Consider the following 15,657-nt stretch of genomic DNA (forward strand, 5'->3'; position numbering starts at 1 on the left):
CCCCCGCCGCCAACGCCCCGAACTCTGGAACCTCTACAACGGCCGCCACGCACCCGGCGAACACGTCCGCGTCTTCCCCCTCTCCAACTGGACCGAACTCGACGTCTGGCAGTACATCGCCCGCGAGGACATCGCCCTGCCCCAGATCTACTTCGCCCATGAACGCGAGGTCTTCGAACGGGACGGCATGTGGCTGACGGCCGGTGAGTGGGGCGGCCCGAAGGACGGCGAGCACGTGGAGAAACGGCAGGTCCGCTACCGCACCGTCGGCGACATGTCCTGCACCGGCGCCGTCGACTCCGACGCCGACACCATCGACAAGGTGATCACCGAGATCGCCGCCTCCCGACTCACCGAACGCGGCGCCACCCGCGCCGACGACAAACTCTCCGAGGCCGCGATGGAAGACCGCAAGCGCGAGGGGTACTTCTAGCATGACCACCACGACCACCGAGGAACTCCCCGCCACCACCCTGCTCCGGTTCGCCACCGCGGGCTCCGTCGACGACGGCAAGTCCACCCTCGTCGGCCGCCTGCTGCACGACTCCAAATCGGTCCTCGCCGACCAACTCGAAGCCGTCGAACGCGCCTCCGCCGACCGCGGACAACACACCCCCGACCTCGCCCTGCTCACCGACGGACTCCGCGCCGAACGCGAACAAGGCATCACCATCGACGTCGCCTACCGCTACTTCGCCACCCCCCACCGCCGCTTCATCCTCGCCGACACCCCCGGCCACGTGCAGTACACCCGCAACATGGTCACCGGCGCCTCCACCGCCGAACTCACCGTCATCCTCGTCGACGCCCGCAACGGCATCGTCGAACAGACCCGCCGCCACGCCGCCATCGCCACCCTCCTCCGCGTCCCCCACGTCGTCCTCGCCGTCAACAAGATGGACCTCGTCGACTACCGGGAACCCGTCTTCGCCGCGATCGCCGAGGAGTTCACCGCGTACGCGACGGAGCTGGGCGTCCCGGAGGTCACCGCGATCCCGATCTCGGCGCTGGTCGGCGACAACGTGGTGGAGCCCTCCGCGACCATGGACTGGTACGGCGGCCCGACCGTCCTGGAGCACCTGGAGACGGTCCCGGTCAGCCACGACCTGGCGCACTGCCACGCCCGGCTGCCCGTCCAGTACGTCATCCGCCCGCAGACCGCCGAGCTCCCCGACTACCGCGGCTACGCCGGGCAGATCGCGGCCGGCACCTTCCACGTCGGCGATGACGTAACGATCCTGCCTGCCGGCCGGACCTCCCGGATCAGCGGCATCGATCTGCTCGGCAGGCCGGTCCAGGCGGCCTGGACCACCCAGTCGGTGACGATCCTGCTGGCGGACGACATCGACATCTCGCGCGGCGACCTGATCGTGCCGAGCAAGGACGCGCCGGCCACCACGCAGGACGTCGAGGCGACCGTCTGCCACGTCGCCGACCAGCCGCTGGCCGTCGGCCACCGGGTGCTGCTCAAGCACGGCACCCGCACCGTCAAGGCGATCGTCAAGGACATCCCGTCCCGGCTCACCCTCGACGACCTCTCCCTGCACCCGCACCCGGGCCGGCTCGTCGCCAACGACATCGGACGGGTCAAGATCCGCACCGCCGAACCGCTCCCGCTCGACTCGTACGCCGACTCGCGCCGCACCGGCTCGTTCATCCTGATCGACCCGAGCGACGGCACGACGCTCACGGCCGGCATGGTCGGCGAGTCCTTCGCCTCGCCCGCGCCGGTCAAGGACGAGGACGAGAACGACGGCTGGGACTTCTGAGCATGGCCACGACCGACTTCTTCTCGACGTTCGCCAAGGAGGGCGGCCGTGTCGGCAGCGGCGCCCTCGGCAGCGGGCAGGGCGGGGTGGCGCGATGTGTGCGCTGACGTACGCGCACTGCCTGCGCGCCCGCACCCCCCACCCCCCTGACCGAAGACCTGCCGAATTCCCGGCCACGACCTGAGAGACCGTGACCGCCGGGCCAACGAGAGGAACACCTCCCGTGCCTGCCAACCGCTCCTCCGCACTCCGCCGCGGGCTCGCCGTGGCCGCCGCACTCCCCCTCCTCGCGCTCGCCGCCTGCGGTTACGGCTCCGAGTCCAAGGACAGCTCGTCCGATCAGAAGGTCGCCGCGGGCTCCGAGAAGATCGACGGCCTGGACTCCGTCAGGATCGGCTACTTCGGGAACCTGACCCACGCGACCGCGCTGGTCGGCAACCAGAAGGGCTTCTTCCAGAAGGAGCTGGGGGCCACCAAGGCCCAGTACGCCACCTTCAACGCCGGGCCCTCCGAGATCGAGGCGCTGAACGCCGGCTCCATCGACATCGGCTGGATCGGCCCCTCCCCGGCGATCAACGGCTACACCAAGTCCGACGGCAAGAGCCTGAAGATCATCGGCGGTTCGGCCTCGGGCGGGGTGAAGCTCGTGGTCGACCCGGACAAGATCAAGTCCCTGAAGGACGTCAAGGGCAAGAGGATCGCCACGCCTCAGCTCGGCAACACACAGGACGTGGCGTTCCTCAACTGGATCGCGGACCAGGGCTGGAAGGTCGACGCGCAGAGCGGCAAGGGTGACGTCACGGTCGTCCGCAGCGACAACAAGGTGACCCCGGACGCGTTCAAGGCCGGCTCCCTCGACGGCGCCTGGGTGCCGGAGCCGACGGCGTCGAAGCTGGTCGCCGAGGGCGGCAAGGTGCTGCTCGACGAGGCCACGCTGTGGCCGGACCAGAAGTTCGTGATCACGAACATCATCGTGTCGCAGAAGTTCCTCAAGGAGCATCCGAAGGCCGTCGAGGCGGTCCTGAAGGCGTCCGTCGAGACCAACAAGTGGATCAACGCGAACCCCGGTGAGGCGAAGGCGGCGGCCAACAAGCAGCTGGAGCTGGACTCCGGCAAGGCGCTGCCGGCCGAGGTGCTGGACCCGGCGTGGAAGTCGATCCAGATCACCGACGACCCGCTGGCGTCCACCCTCGACACCGAGGCGGAGCACGCGGTCAAGGCCGGCCTGCTGGAGCAGCCCGACCTGGCCGGCATCTACGACCTGACGATCCTCAACAAGGTCCTCGAGGCCGCGGGTGAGAGCCCGGTCGACGCCGCCGGCCTCGGCACCAGCTGACCCATTCCGACGCGTTCCCAGGAGGTGACGACCATGGCCACGACGTACGCCGAGGCCGCCGAGGCCGTCGAACACGCGGCACGCCTCGATCATGTCTCCAAGTCCTTCGCGGGGCCGGGCGGGCAGCAGCTCGTCCTGGACGACATCAGCCTCGATGTCGCGCCGGGCGAGTTCGTCACCCTCCTGGGGGCGTCGGGCTGCGGCAAGTCCACGCTGCTGAACCTGGTGGCGGGCCTCGACGAGCCCACCGCCGGTTCGATCACGACGGACGGCCGCCCGGCCCTGATGTTCCAGGAGCACGCCCTCTTCCCGTGGCTGACCGCGGGCAAGAACATCGAACTCGCCCTCAAGCTCCGGGGCGTCGCCAAGCCCGAGCGCCGCACCACGGCCGAGGAACTGCTCGAACTGGTCCGGCTGAAGGGCGCGTACGACAAGCGTGTGCACGAGCTGTCGGGCGGCATGCGGCAGCGCGTGGCGCTGGCCCGCGCGCTCGCCCAGGAGAGCAGTCTGCTGCTGATGGACGAGCCGTTCGCGGCGCTCGACGCCATCACCCGGGACGTGCTGCACGACGAGCTGACCCGCATCTGGGCCGAGACCGGACTGTCCGTGCTGTTCGTGACGCACAACGTGCGCGAGGCGGTACGGCTCGCGCAGCGCGTCGTCCTGCTGTCCTCCCGGCCCGGCCGGGTGGCCCGCCAGTGGACGGTCGACATTCCACAGCCGCGGCGCATCGAGGACGCCCCCGTGGCGGAACTGTCCGTCGAGATCACCGAAGTACTGCGTGGGGAGATCCGCCGCCATGGCCAGCACTGAGACGAAGACGGCGGACTCCGCCGAACTGCCCGGCATCGAGGCGGGCCTCGACGCGCTGGAGACGTCGGCCGCGGGCCGCACACCGCTGCGCAAGACCCTCGTCGACAAGGTCGTGCCGCCGGTCACCGCGATCGTCGTGGTCCTGGTGGTCTGGCAGGGCCTGATATCCCTCAAGATCGTCGACGATCCCACCAAGCTGCCCTCCCCCACGGCGGTGTGGCACGAGATCCAGAACGCCTGGCTGCAGGGCACGCTGCTGGACTACATCTGGACCAGCGTCTCGCGCGGCCTGCTCGGCTTCTGCTTCGCGCTGCTCATCGGCACCCCGCTGGGTCTGCTGGTGGCCCGGGTGCGGTTCGTGCGCGCGGCCATCGGTCCGATCCTGTCCGGGCTCCAGTCACTGCCGTCGGTGGCGTGGGTGCCGCCGGCCGTGATCTGGCTGGGCCTGAACAACTCGATGATGTACGCGGTGATCCTGCTCGGCGCGGTCCCGTCGATCGCCAACGGGCTGGTCTCCGGCGTGGACCAGGTGCCGCCGCTGTTCCTGCGCGCGGGCCGCACGATGGGCGCGACGGGTCTGAAGGGCACCTGGTACGTCACGCTGCCCGCCGCACTGCCCGGCTATGTGGCCGGCATGAAGCAGGGCTGGGCGTTCTCGTGGCGCTCGCTGATGGCCGCCGAGATCATCGCGTCGTTCCCGGACCTGGGCGTGGGCCTCGGCCAGTTGCTGGAGAACGGCCGCAACGCCAGCGACATGGCCATGGTGTTCGAGGCCATCCTGCTGATCCTGTTCGTCGGCATCGCCATCGACCTGCTGATCTTCAGCCCGCTGGAGCGGTGGGTGCTGCGCAGCCGCGGGCTGCTGGTGAAGAGCTGAGGCACGGCATGCGCACACCGGTCCGTCCCGCGCTCGTGGTGATCGCCCACGGCAGCCGCGATCCGCGGCATGCCGCGACCGTCCACGCCCTGGTGCGGCGGGTGCGGTCGCTGCGGCCGGGGCTGCGGGTGGCGACCGGCTTCCTGGACTTCGACGTCCCGTCCGTGCGCGGGGTGCTGGAGTCCCTGGCGGCGGAGGGCGTACGGGACGTGGTGGCGCTGCCGCTGCTGCTCACCCGTGCCTTCCACGCCAAGGCGGATGTGCCGGCGGTGCTGCGGGACGCGCCGCCGCGGCTGCGGATCCGGCAGGCCGAGGTGCTCGGGCCGTCGCCGCTGCTGCTTGCGGCGCTGGAGCGCCGGCTGCGCGCGGCCGGGGTGGCGCGCGCCGACCGGCCCTCGACCGGGGTCGTGCTCGCCTCGGCGGGGTCCACGGACCCGGAGGCGATCGCAGTGATCGCCGATATCGCGCGGAAGTGGCGGCAGACCGGTTGGCTGGCCGTGCGGCCCGCGTTCGCCTCCGCGGGATCGCCCGCGGGGTTCCCGCGTACCGAGGAGGCGGTGCGGGAACTCCGTTCGCTCGGCTGCGACCGGGTGGCTGTCGCGCCGTACGTCCTGGCGCCCGGTTTCCTGCCGGACCGCATCGCGCGGGGCGCTCGGGATGCGGATGTTCTGGCCGATGTGCTGGGGGCGGCGCCTGAGGTGGCCCGGGTTGTGCTGGAGCGGTATGACGGTGTCTCCGACGGGGAGACCAGGGCATGCCGTCGGTCGACTGCGGGTGCGTTGTGGCTGGGCGCGCAGTTCCCCGCGCCCCTTCGGGGCACTGCCGCGGCGCGACTCGCCTCGCAGACACCCCTTCGCTGACAACACCCCTTCGACTGCCGGTGCGCTGTGGCTGAGCGCGCAGTTCCCCGCGCCCCTTTGGGGCACTGCCCCGGCGCAGCTCGCCTCGCAGACACCCCTTCGCTGACAACACCCCTTCGACCGCAGGCGCGCTGTGGCTGAGCGCGCAGTTCCCCGCGCCCCTTCGGGGCGCTGCGGGCCGTGGGCACCCCGCCGAACTTCCTTTCGGCGTCCGGTAATTGGTTCTGCGTCCCGTGCGGTCTAGGTGTCACAGCTGGGCTGATGTCCGGCTCCTGTCGAGTGCCGTGGGTCCCGGCCGCTGGACGCCAGCGCCCGCTCGAACACGGGCGCGTCGTCCGGCACCGGCACCGGGTCGGCGAAGCCGTCGTACTGCCGGTAGAGGTCGCCGTGCTTCTCCACCACGTCCAGGACCAGGCGGGCGGCGCCCGTCGAGACGTGGAACTCCTGGCCGGTGGCGACCGCCACGTCCCAGCCGTGCACCGCCATCTCCTTGATGATCATCCCGGCGAGCTCGGCGGCCGGCATCTTCGCCGGGCCGAGGTCGATCTCGCCCTCCCACACCGCGGGGTCCGCCCAGGCGGCGACCGCGCGGTCCAGTTGGGCGGCGTACGCCTCGGCCCAGCCGGGATCGGCGGTGAAGTCGCGGGCCGTCATCTCCTCGGACAGCGGCTTGCGCAGAGCGCGGTGCTGCAGGCCGTGCGAGGTGTAGAGGACCCAGTGGTTCACGAGGGTGCGGACGTTCCAGTCGGGGCAGTGCGTGCGGTCGTCGAGCCGGGCCGCGGGCACCCCGCGCGCGACACGGGCCGCCTCGGCGGCGCATTCGGTCATATACGGGTGCAGAGCGTCGTACGTCATGCGGCCACGCTAGGCAGCGCGGGCGCGGGCCTCTTGAACAAACGCGACAGCCCCGCCGGGCCGCGGTGTGCGCGGGGTCACTCCGCCCCGGCGGTCAGCTCCACGAGTTTGAGCACGGTGTTCCAGTTGCGGCTGGTGGCGATCACGTCCTTGGTCCGGCGCGGCCGGGACAGGACCTCCGCCAGCTTGGAGCGGCCCACGCCGTCCGGCGCGTACAGATACAGAACGCGGTCGCCGAGGCGGAACTCCTCGGGGAGGTGGGCGGCGGCGTCGATGTCCGCGTAGCGGGCCGCGTCGACGGGCGCGGAGAAGTAGGTGGCGTGGAGCCGGCGGGGTTCGAGGTCGGCGGCCGGGAAGGGACAGGCGTCGGCGACCGCCTTGAGATAGGCGTGGTCGCGCACGATCACGTCCACGGCGAAGCCGAACCGCGCTTCCAGCGCCCGGCTGATCTCCGCGGCCAGGGCGTCCTCGTCGGCGTGGTCCGACACGAAGACCGCCTGGCCGCTCTGCAGATGGGTGCGTACGCGGTCATGGCCGAAGCCCTCCAGGAGCCGGCGCAGCTCGGCCATGGGGAGCCTTCTGCCTCCCACGTTGATCGCGCGCAGCAGCGCCGCATACGTCGTCATCCGCACACGATAGCGACGAGCGGCCGTCGTGCCCCGTGGGGGCGGGCACGACGGCCGGGCCCGTGGTCGCGGGCTCGGCGAAACTCTCGCCGATCGCAGCGGCGGGAGCAACCTGTACACGCGCCTGTGACTTGTTCAACAAACCTGCGTAACCACAAAGCGGGTGCTTGGCTGACGGATCGGACGCGGCACGGCCGGCCGCCCCTGATACCCCTCCCCGCACCCCCCGATAGATGTAAGGGGCAACCGTACTCCTGGGCGATGAGCTCCCGGGGTCCCACGGAATGAGCCGGGCCCGCCGCAGCTCACCGGGCAGCACGACGAGATGCGCTTATCTCGCCCCTACCTTCGAAACGACACGTAGCGAACGCGTGGCGGCCGGGGCCGTCACCGCAGACGAGGGGGCAAGCCCGTCATGGGGAACGGAGATTCGCGGGTGCGGGGCCTGGCCGCCCGGGCCGGCGGCTGGAGCGCACGGCACCGATGGGCTGCCGTCGGGATCTGGGTACTGTTCGTCGTCCTCGCGATGGGGCTCGGTTCGGCCGCGGGCCGCGTCGACGTCGACGCGAGCGACCAGATGGGGGGCGAGACGCACACCGCGGCGCAGATCATCGACGACGCGGGGATCAAGGAGCCGGCCGGCGAGACCGTGCTGATCCAGGCCCGTGACGGCGCCGTCACGGCGACGGACGCCGCGTTCAAGGCCGCCGTCGCCGATGTCGTCGAGGCGGTCGGGGCCACCGGCAGGGTCACCGACGTGACGTCCCCGTACGACACGGGGACGATCTCGAAGGACGGCCGCAGCGCACTGGTGCAGTTCGACATGCGTGGCGCCGCGGAGACCGCCGCCGACCGGGTCGAGCCGGTGCTGAAGGCCGTCGAGGGCGTGCAGAAGGACCATGGTTCGCTGCGGATCGAGGAGATCGGCGGCGCCAGCATGACCAAGCAGTACCAGGACGCCTTCGGGTCCGACTTCCAGCAGGCCGAGTACTCCGCCGTGCCGGTGGCCCTCGGCATCCTGCTGATCGCCTTCGGCGCGCTGGTGGCCGCGCTGCTGCCGGTGGCCCTCGCGATCACCGCGATCGTGGCGACGATGGGCCTGATGGGCCTCGTCAGCCACGTCCAGCCGATGAGCGACACCGCCAACTCCGTGATGCTGCTGGTCGGCCTGGCGGTCGGCGTCGACTACTGCCTGTTCTATCTGCGCCGGGAGCGCGAGGAGCGGGAGGCCGGGCGGGACCCGGGCACGGCACTCAGGATCGCCGCCGCGACCAGCGGGCGCGCGATCATCGTCTCCGGTGTCACGGTGTGCGTGGCGATGGCGGGCATGCTCTTCACCGGGATCGCCGAGTTCGAGGCGATGGGTCTGGCCTCGCTGATGGTCGTGGCGGTCGCGATGGTCGGGTCGGTGACGGTGCTGCCCGCGCTTCTGTCGCTGCTGGGCGAGCGGGTCGAGAAGGGGCGGATCCCGTTCCTGCGCCGGCGCAACCGTGGCGTCCCCGCCGAGAGCCGGTTCTGGACCGCCGTGCTGCGGGGCGTGCTCGCCAGGCCCGTGGTGTCCGTCGTCGTCGCGGTGGGCGCGCTGCTGGCCATTGCGGCGCCCGCGCTGGGCATGAAGACCTCGCAGCTCACGCTGGACCAGGAGTTCGGGAACGACCTGGCCATCGTGCAGACGTACAACCGGGTCAACGAGGCGTTCCCGGGCGGCTCCGAGCCGGCCGAGGTGGTCGTCAGGGCGCGGGACATCAACGCGCCCGAGGTCAAGCAGGCGCTGGCCGACTTCAAGCAGCAGGCGATCGACTCGGGCGCGTCGCGCGGCCCGGTCGACATCAAGCTGCACGACGCGCAGAACGTCGCCCTGGTGTCCGTGCCGCTCGTCGGCGGCTCCGACATGGACAAGGCGGGCAAGAGCCTGGAGAAGCTCCGCGACGAGGTGCGGCCGGCCACGCTCGGCAAGATCGACGGTGTCCGGGCGCCGATCACCGGACAGGTCGCGGGCTCCAAGGACTTCAACGACCAGCTGATCCGCTCCGTCGTCCCGGTCTTCGCGTTCGTGGTCGTCTTCGCCTTCCTGCTGATGCTGCTGTCGTTCCGCTCGCTGACCGTCGCCATCACGTCGATCGTGCTGAACCTGCTGTCGGTGGGCGCGGCCTACGGCATCCTCGTCGCCATCTTCCAGCACGGCTGGGGTGCCTCGCTGGTGGGCGCGGAGGGCGTCGGCGCGATCGTCACCTGGCTGCCGCTGTTCCTCTTCGTGATCCTGTTCGGCCTGTCCATGGACTACCACGTGTTCGTGGTCTCCCGGATCCGCGAGGCACGGCTGCGCGGGCGCGGCACGAAGGAGGCGATCCAGCACGGGGTGGTCACCACGGCGGGCGTGGTCACCAGCGCCGCGGTCATCATGGTCGCCGTGTTCGCGATCTTCGGCACGCTGTCCATGCAGTCCATGAAGCAGATGGGCGTGGGCCTCGCGGCGGCGGTGCTCATCGACGCGACCGTCATCCGCGGGGTGCTGCTGCCCGCCGTGATGGCCCTGCTGGGCGAGCGGAACTGGTACCTGCCGAAGTGGCTGCACCGGCTGCCCGACCTCACCCACGACGAGTCCCCGGAGCCGCCGCCCCCGGCCCACCGGGACAAGGACGAACCCCTGCGAGTCTGACCCGGCCCCCGAGGGCCCGCCGATTCCCCCCGGGGAACCGACGGGCCCTCCCCCACGCCAGCCGGGGGTGTGCCGTCCCGGGGGCCGCGAATCCGGGAGCGGGACACACCCGCAAGCTCCTCCCGGTGACGGCGTCTCCGCGTCCACCGGGCCGGGGCCGACCCGGCACGGGGAGCCGCGGGGTTCTCGGTCACGACCCGCGACAGACACCACGTGGCCCGCCCCGCGCCCGAGACGAGACACGACGAGCCCCGGGCACCGACCCGACGCCGGCTCCCGCGTGTCTCCTCCCGAATCCGGCGTCCCGACGCGCGGGCCCCCTCCTGCACGCGACGCCGACACCCGCGGGCCCCTGGCCCGGGCCCGAGGGCCGAAAGCACAAGCCACCGCCCGGATGCGACGCCAGCAGACCCCCGGGCCCCCACCCGGACACCACACCCACAGACCCCGGCCGGGGCTCGCCGGCCCGTTCACATGCGGCGCGCCGGGGTGGGGAGTTCGGTCTCGATGAGGTCGGCTGCTCGGGGGGTGCCGCCCTCCTGGGCCATGTCGGCCCGGATGTGCTCGAGCCGCCGGGCCACCTCGGGGTCGTCGACCAGGGCGAGCGCCGTGGCCCGCAGGGTCGCGGCGTCCGCCTTCTCGGTGTCGAGACGCCGGGCCACACCGAGGCCCTGGAGCATGTCGGCGTTGCCGAACTGGTCCACGGCCTGGGGTACGGCGATCATCGGCGTGACGGTGGCCAGTCCCTCCTGGCTGCCGCCCGCGCCGGCGTGCGTGACGAACAGGTCGGCCTGCTTCAGGATCGCCAGTTGCGGAACCCAGGAGCGCACCTCCACGTTCGCGGGTACGACGCCCAGCTCACCGGGGTCGACGCGCCGGCCGACCTGGAGCACCAGGTGCCAGCCGGGCAGGTCCCCGAAGGCCGCGACGCACTCCCGGTAGAACGCGGGCTGCTTGGTGAACGCCGAGCCGAGCGACACCAGCACCACCTTCTCGGCGCCGGCCGGGCGCCGCCAGTCGCCCTCGGCTGAGCGGTCGCCCTGACAGGCGCCGACGAAGCTGTGGACGCGTTCGTCGACCCGGTCGGCATGCGGCTGGAGCACCTTCGGGATCAGGACGATGGAGCGTGCGGGGCGGCCGGCGAAGGGATCGGGGTGCCGGGTGATCCCGTTCTCCGCGAGCCAGGAAGCGAAGCGGGCGTAGTACGCACGGCCGCGCTCGGTCTTCCGCGGCTCGGCCCACATCGGCTCGGCGACCTCCTCCTCGTAGCCGTCCCAGGCGACCAGGTTCGGCGAGAGCGAGATCGCGGGCACACCCCAGCGGTGGGCGAGGACCCGGGCCGGGTAGGAGGCGATGTCGTGCAGGACGAGGTCCGGCACGCCGTGCCCGCCGTGCTCGTAGGCCTCGATCAGCTGGGGCAGCGCCTGGATCGCGTCGTCCAGGAAGGGCTCCACGTTGTCCAGCAGGGTGGTCCCCCAGGCCTCGGGGTCGGCGTCCGGGCCGGGCAGCGTGGAGGTGTAGGGCACCGGCAGGGCCCCGGTCCGGGCCACCTTCTCGGCGAAGGCCGGCGGGATCCCGTACGTCACCCGGTGCCCCCGCGCGACGAGTTCGCGGATCACCTCCAGGCTGGGGTTCACATGGCCGTGGGCGGCGATGGAGAACATGGCGATATGCGCGGGAGTGGTCATGCCACGAGGCTAGGCGAGACGATACGTCTCGTGCAACGAGGTTTCCGGGGCGCTGCTCAGAAGCCGGTGCGGAGCGGTTCAGCGTTGGTAGCGGGACAGGATCAGGTTTCCGTCGTGTTCCAGGCGGTGCCGGAGTTCGTCCAGGCCGATGGCTCCGCTGTAGTACTCCTGGAGGGCCGGGGTGGCGACCTTGTCCTTCCACTCCGGGTAGCCGCGCACGGCCTGGGCGGGTGCGGGGCTGAGATGGGCGGCCAGGGCGGCGCCGACCGCCCAGCCGTTCTCGGCGGTGTGCAGCGCCGGGTCCCGCAGGGCCCGGGTGCCGGTGGGCAGCATCCAGTCCCCGAGGGCCAGCCGCACCATGTTGTCCGGCCGCAGCAGGAAGTCGACGAACGCGGCGGCCTCCTTCTTGTGCGGGCTGTCCTCGGCTATGGACAGCGTCTGCGGGCTGACCCCCTGGGTGAGCCCGGCGGCGCCGGCCGGGGCGGGCAGCACCTGCCACTCGAAGCCCTCGGGCGCCTGCTGCGCGACCTGCTGCCGGTAGGAGAAGCCGAGCGGCACCATCGCGTACCGGCCGCCGAAGAACCCGGGCAGCGTGTCGGAGCCGCCGCTGCCCAGCGTCGATCCGGGCGCGCTGCGGTCGGTGCCGACCTGGTCCCGGACGGTGCGCGGCACCACCTCGTCACCCGCCTCGAACCGCACCGTCACCCTGCCGTCCGCGCCCCGGTGGAAGAGCCGGCCGCCCGCCGACAGGGAGAGGTTGAGCGTGGCGGAGACGGGCTCCCTGAGCGGCCAGGCCACCCCGTACGTCCCGGCGCCGCTGAGCCGCGCGGTCACCTGCCGGAACTCGGCCCAGCTCCACGGGTGTTCCGGCGTCGGTATCCGCACCCCGGACGTCCGCAGCCGGGCCGCGTCCGCGATCAGCACCCGCGGCTCCTGAAGGAACGGCACGCCGTAGATCCCGTCCCCGAACGTGGTGGTCCGCCAGCTCCGGCCCGGGATGTCGGACTTGAGCCGGTCGGACAGCAGGTCGGTGAGATCGGCGAGATAGCCGCCGTGGGCGAAGTCCGCGAGGTCGTCGGAGGCGTCATGGACGAGGTCCGGGGCCTCGCCGCCCTCGAAGGCGGTGAGCAGCTGGTCGTGGACACTGTCCCAGCTTCCCTGGACGTACTCGACCTGGACGCCGGGATGCGTGGCGTTCCACTCCCGTACCAGTTCCCTGGTGACGGCCACGGACTCCTGCTGCCAGGCCAGGGACTGGAACCGCAGCCGGATCGGGCCCGTGCCGTCCGCGCCGTCCGAGGAACAGCCCGCGAGCAGCAGCAGGAGCGCGCCGAGCAGGGCCGCCGTCCGGGTCCGCATCAGCTCTTCACCGCCCCGGCGAGCATGCCGCTCGTGATCCGCCGCTGGACGAGCGCGAACACCACCAGGGAGGGCAGGGTCGCGAGGAACGCGGCGGCGGCCAGCGGTCCCAGGTCCGCGACGCCCTCCGCGCCGATGAAGTGGGTGAGGACGACGGGCAGGGTCTGTTTCTCCGGGGTCTTCAGCAGCACCAGCGCGAAGAAGAACTCGTTCCACGCGGTGACGAACGCGAACAGCGCCGTCGCCGCGATCCCCGGGGCCAGCAGCGGCGCGGTCACCGACACCAGCGTCCGCAGCCGCCCGGCCCCGTCGACCGCCGCGGCCTCCTCCAGCTCGACGGGTACCGCCCGCACATAGCCGGCGAGCATCCACAGCGCGAACGGCAGCGCCCACACGACGTAGACCAGGATCAGCCCGGCCAGGGAGTCGATCAGCCGGAGGCTCTTCAGCACCAGGAACAGCGGGATGATCACCAGGACGAAGGGGAACGCCTGGCTGACCACCACCCATCCGGTGGCCGCCCGGGACAGCGCGGTGCGGCGGCGGGCGACGACATACGCCATCGGCGTCCCGATCAGTACGGCGATCACCGCGGCCCCGAGCGCCGCGAGCAGCGAGTTGAGCGCCGCGTGCACCAGCGGCTGCTCGTCGAAGGCCTGCCGGAAGTTGGCGAGTGTGGGATCCCTCGGGATCCAGGTGGGGTGCGGACTGGCCAGTTCCCGCGGTGGCTTGAAGGCGGTGGAGACCAGCCACAGGAACGGCAGGGCGAGGAAGGCGAGATAGGCGAGCAGCGCCGCGTACTGGCCGAGCCGCGCGCCGGTACGGGTCCTCACGCGTCGTCACCTCCCCGCAGCCGGCCCGCCAGGAAGACGGCCAGGAGCACCGAGACCACCGCGACCAGCACGCATCCCATCGCCGCCGCGTAGCCGAACTGCCCGTAGCGGAAGGCCTCTTCGTAGGCGAACAGCATGGGAAGCCGGGTGCGTCCGCCGGGGCCGCCGTTGGTCAGCACATAGACCAGGGCGAAGGAGTTGAAGTTCCAGATGAGGTTGAGGGCGGTGATGGCCAGGGCGACCGGTCTGAGGGCGGGCCAGGTGACCGTGCGGAACCGGCGCCAGGCGCCGGCGCCGTCCACCGCCGCCGCCTCGTGCAGTTCGCGCGGGGTGTTCTGCAGCCCGGCGAGCAGGGCGACGGTGGTCTGCGGCAGGCCGGCCCAGACCCCGACGACGACCACCGCGGGCAGGGCGGTGCCGAGCCCGCCGAGCCAGTCCCGGCCCTCGCCGAGGCCCAGGTCGCGCAGGGTCTCGTTGAGGACGCCGGCGTCCGGGTGGTAGACGAGCCGCCACATCAGGCCGACGACGACCTCGGGCATGGCCCAGGGGACGATCGCCAGCACCCGGGCCGGCCGGCGCAGCCGCAGATCCTGATCGAGCAGCAGGGCCAGGCCCAGCGCGAGCAGGAACTGCGGGACGGTCACCGCGACGGCCCACACCAGCCCGATCCGGAACGACTCCCAGAACAGCGTGTCCTGCAGCAGGTCCCGGAAGTTGAGTCCGCCGATCCACCGCGTCGGCGCGGTCCGGCCGGACTGGGCGTCGGTGAACGCCAGCAGGATGCCGTACAGGAGCGGTCCCACGCTCAGCACGAGGATGGGGATCAGAGCGGGCAGCACCAGGAACCAGGCGCCGTGACCGGTGGCCCGCACGGCCCGGCCCGGCCGCCCCGCCGGTCGCCCTCTCTCGTCGGTCACCACGGACACGGCGTCTCCCCCCTCCGCACGGCCCCGCGCGGGCCCCGTCATGGTCGTGACGGCGGCGGGCCGCGTCAAGGCACCGCGCACCGGCCGCGACCAGTACGGATGCGAGACTGGCCGACGGGCGCCGGCACCGGGCGGCGCCCTGGGCACGACCACGGAGGCGGACGATGGACGAGGCACGCGCACGGGACGTACTGGCCATGGCAGGGGTGCTGCCGGGTCCGGCCCGGGACGCGCGGCTCCTCGCCCTGGGCGAGAACGCGGTGTTCGCCGCCGGTGATCTGGTGGTCAGGGTGGGGCGGGACACCGAACTGCTCGACCGGGCGCGGCGCGAGCTGCGGATCGCCGGATGGCTGGCCGAGGCGGGTGTTCCGGCGGTGCGCGCGGCCGACCCGGAGGCCCGGCTGGTGGCCGGACATCCGGTCACCGTGTGGCACCGGCTGCCCGCGTCCCTGCGGCCCGCCGAGCCCCGGGATCTGGCCGAACTGTTGCGGCTCGTGCACGCCCTGCCCGCCGCCCCCTTCGCGCTGCCGCCGCGCAAGCTGCTGGGCGGCGTGGAGCGCTGGCTGCGGCTCGCGGGCGACGCGATCGACCCCGCGGACGCGGCGTATCTGCGCGAGCGCCGCGACGGCTTCGCGACGGCCGCCGCCGCGCTCAACCCCCAGCTGCCGCCGGGCCCCATCCACGGCGACGCGCTCCCGCGCAATGTGCACATCGGCCCGGACGGACCGGTCCTGGTCGACCTGGAGACCTTCTCCGCGGATCTGCGCGAGCACGACCTGGTGGTCATGGCCCTCTCCCACGACCGCTACGGCCTGCCCACCGCGGCCTATGACTCGTTCACCGGGACGTACGGCTGGGACGTGCGCGACTGGGCCGGCTGCTCGGTGCTGCGCGGGGCCCGGGAGACGGCCAGCTGTGCCTGGGTCGCCCAGCACGCCCCGGCCAACCCCAAGGCGCTGGCCGAGTTCCGCCGCCGGGTGGCATCCCTGCGCGACGGCGACGAAACGGTGCGCTGGCACCCCTTCTGACGTACCGGGCGTCCGCCTCGCGGGCCCG

Annotated in this window: 14 protein-coding genes; 8 read left to right on the forward strand and 6 right to left on the reverse strand. The window is 72.1% G+C overall.

Annotated elements, in window-relative coordinates:
- The 6 genes from cysD to CTZ28_RS26575 form a co-directional block, all read left to right on the forward strand.
- On the forward strand, nt 1-433 hold a 433-nt coding region (cysD, locus tag CTZ28_RS26545), incomplete at its 5' end, for a sulfate adenylyltransferase subunit CysD (protein ID WP_121892230.1).
- Between the two features lies 1 nt (nt 434).
- A complete protein-coding gene (locus CTZ28_RS26550; RefSeq protein WP_121892231.1) occupies nt 435-1,769 on the forward strand; it encodes a sulfate adenylyltransferase subunit 1 in 1,335 nt (444 codons plus the stop codon).
- Nucleotides 1,770-1,992: 223 nt separating this feature from the next.
- The gene (locus tag CTZ28_RS26560) at nt 1,993-3,105 is read left to right on the forward strand and encodes an aliphatic sulfonate ABC transporter substrate-binding protein (RefSeq protein ID WP_121892233.1); all 1,113 of its coding nucleotides are present in this window, start codon (nt 1,993-1,995) and stop codon (nt 3,103-3,105) included.
- 33 nt (nt 3,106-3,138) lie between these two features.
- Entirely contained in the window at nt 3,139-3,918 is a 780-nt protein-coding gene (locus CTZ28_RS26565) for an ABC transporter ATP-binding protein (RefSeq protein ID WP_121892234.1), read from the forward strand.
- A complete protein-coding gene (locus CTZ28_RS26570; RefSeq protein ID WP_121892235.1) occupies nt 3,905-4,795 on the forward strand; it encodes an ABC transporter permease in 891 nt (296 codons plus the stop codon). The genes CTZ28_RS26565 and CTZ28_RS26570 overlap by 14 nt, the downstream gene beginning before the upstream one ends.
- A gap of 8 nt (nt 4,796-4,803) precedes the next feature.
- On the forward strand, nt 4,804-5,655 hold the full coding sequence (locus tag CTZ28_RS26575; RefSeq protein ID WP_121892236.1) for a sirohydrochlorin chelatase: 852 nt from the start codon (nt 4,804-4,806) through the stop codon (nt 5,653-5,655).
- 240 nt (nt 5,656-5,895) lie between these two features.
- On the opposite strand, the gene CTZ28_RS26580 is transcribed toward CTZ28_RS26575, so the two are convergent.
- Both CTZ28_RS26580 and CTZ28_RS26585 read right to left on the reverse strand, forming a co-directional pair.
- Complete coding sequence (locus tag CTZ28_RS26580; RefSeq protein WP_121892237.1) at nt 5,896-6,510, reverse strand: TIGR03086 family metal-binding protein; 615 nt, start codon at nt 6,508-6,510, stop codon at nt 5,896-5,898.
- A gap of 77 nt (nt 6,511-6,587) precedes the next feature.
- On the reverse strand, nt 6,588-7,136 hold the full coding sequence (locus tag CTZ28_RS26585) for a DUF1697 domain-containing protein (protein WP_121892238.1): 549 nt from the start codon (nt 7,134-7,136) through the stop codon (nt 6,588-6,590).
- A 415-nt stretch (nt 7,137-7,551) separates the two neighbouring features.
- Here CTZ28_RS26585 and CTZ28_RS26590 point away from each other — a divergent pair, with 415 nt between their 5' ends.
- A complete protein-coding gene (locus CTZ28_RS26590; protein WP_121892239.1) occupies nt 7,552-9,795 on the forward strand; it encodes an MMPL family transporter in 2,244 nt (747 codons plus the stop codon).
- A 470-nt stretch (nt 9,796-10,265) separates the two neighbouring features.
- Here CTZ28_RS26590 and mgt read toward each other — a convergent pair whose 3' ends face one another.
- From mgt to CTZ28_RS26610, 4 genes are all read right to left on the reverse strand, one after another.
- A complete protein-coding gene (mgt, locus tag CTZ28_RS26595) occupies nt 10,266-11,483 on the reverse strand; it encodes a macrolide-inactivating glycosyltransferase (RefSeq protein ID WP_121892240.1) in 1,218 nt (405 codons plus the stop codon).
- A 78-nt stretch (nt 11,484-11,561) separates the two neighbouring features.
- Nucleotides 11,562-12,842 carry an ABC transporter substrate-binding protein gene (locus tag CTZ28_RS26600; RefSeq protein WP_121892241.1) on the reverse strand — a complete coding sequence of 427 codons (1,281 nt, stop codon included), beginning with the start codon at nt 12,840-12,842 and terminating at the stop codon, nt 11,562-11,564.
- Nucleotides 12,842-13,675, reverse strand: coding sequence for a carbohydrate ABC transporter permease (locus CTZ28_RS26605; protein WP_121892242.1), 834 nt, complete (start codon nt 13,673-13,675; stop codon nt 12,842-12,844). Before CTZ28_RS26605 ends, CTZ28_RS26600 begins: the two co-directional genes overlap by 1 nt.
- A complete protein-coding gene (locus CTZ28_RS26610) occupies nt 13,672-14,643 on the reverse strand; it encodes a carbohydrate ABC transporter permease (protein ID WP_183154597.1) in 972 nt (323 codons plus the stop codon). The genes CTZ28_RS26605 and CTZ28_RS26610 overlap by 4 nt, the downstream gene beginning before the upstream one ends.
- Nucleotides 14,644-14,765: 122 nt before the next feature.
- Here CTZ28_RS26610 and CTZ28_RS26615 point away from each other — a divergent pair, with 122 nt between their 5' ends.
- The gene (locus CTZ28_RS26615; protein WP_121892244.1) at nt 14,766-15,629 is read left to right on the forward strand and encodes a phosphotransferase enzyme family protein; all 864 of its coding nucleotides are present in this window, start codon (nt 14,766-14,768) and stop codon (nt 15,627-15,629) included.
- The last annotated feature ends 28 nt before the right edge of the window (nt 15,630-15,657 follow it).

It is taken from the genome of Streptomyces shenzhenensis (assembly GCF_003688995.1).
Taxonomy (GTDB): domain Bacteria; phylum Actinomycetota; class Actinomycetes; order Streptomycetales; family Streptomycetaceae; genus Streptomyces; species Streptomyces shenzhenensis_A.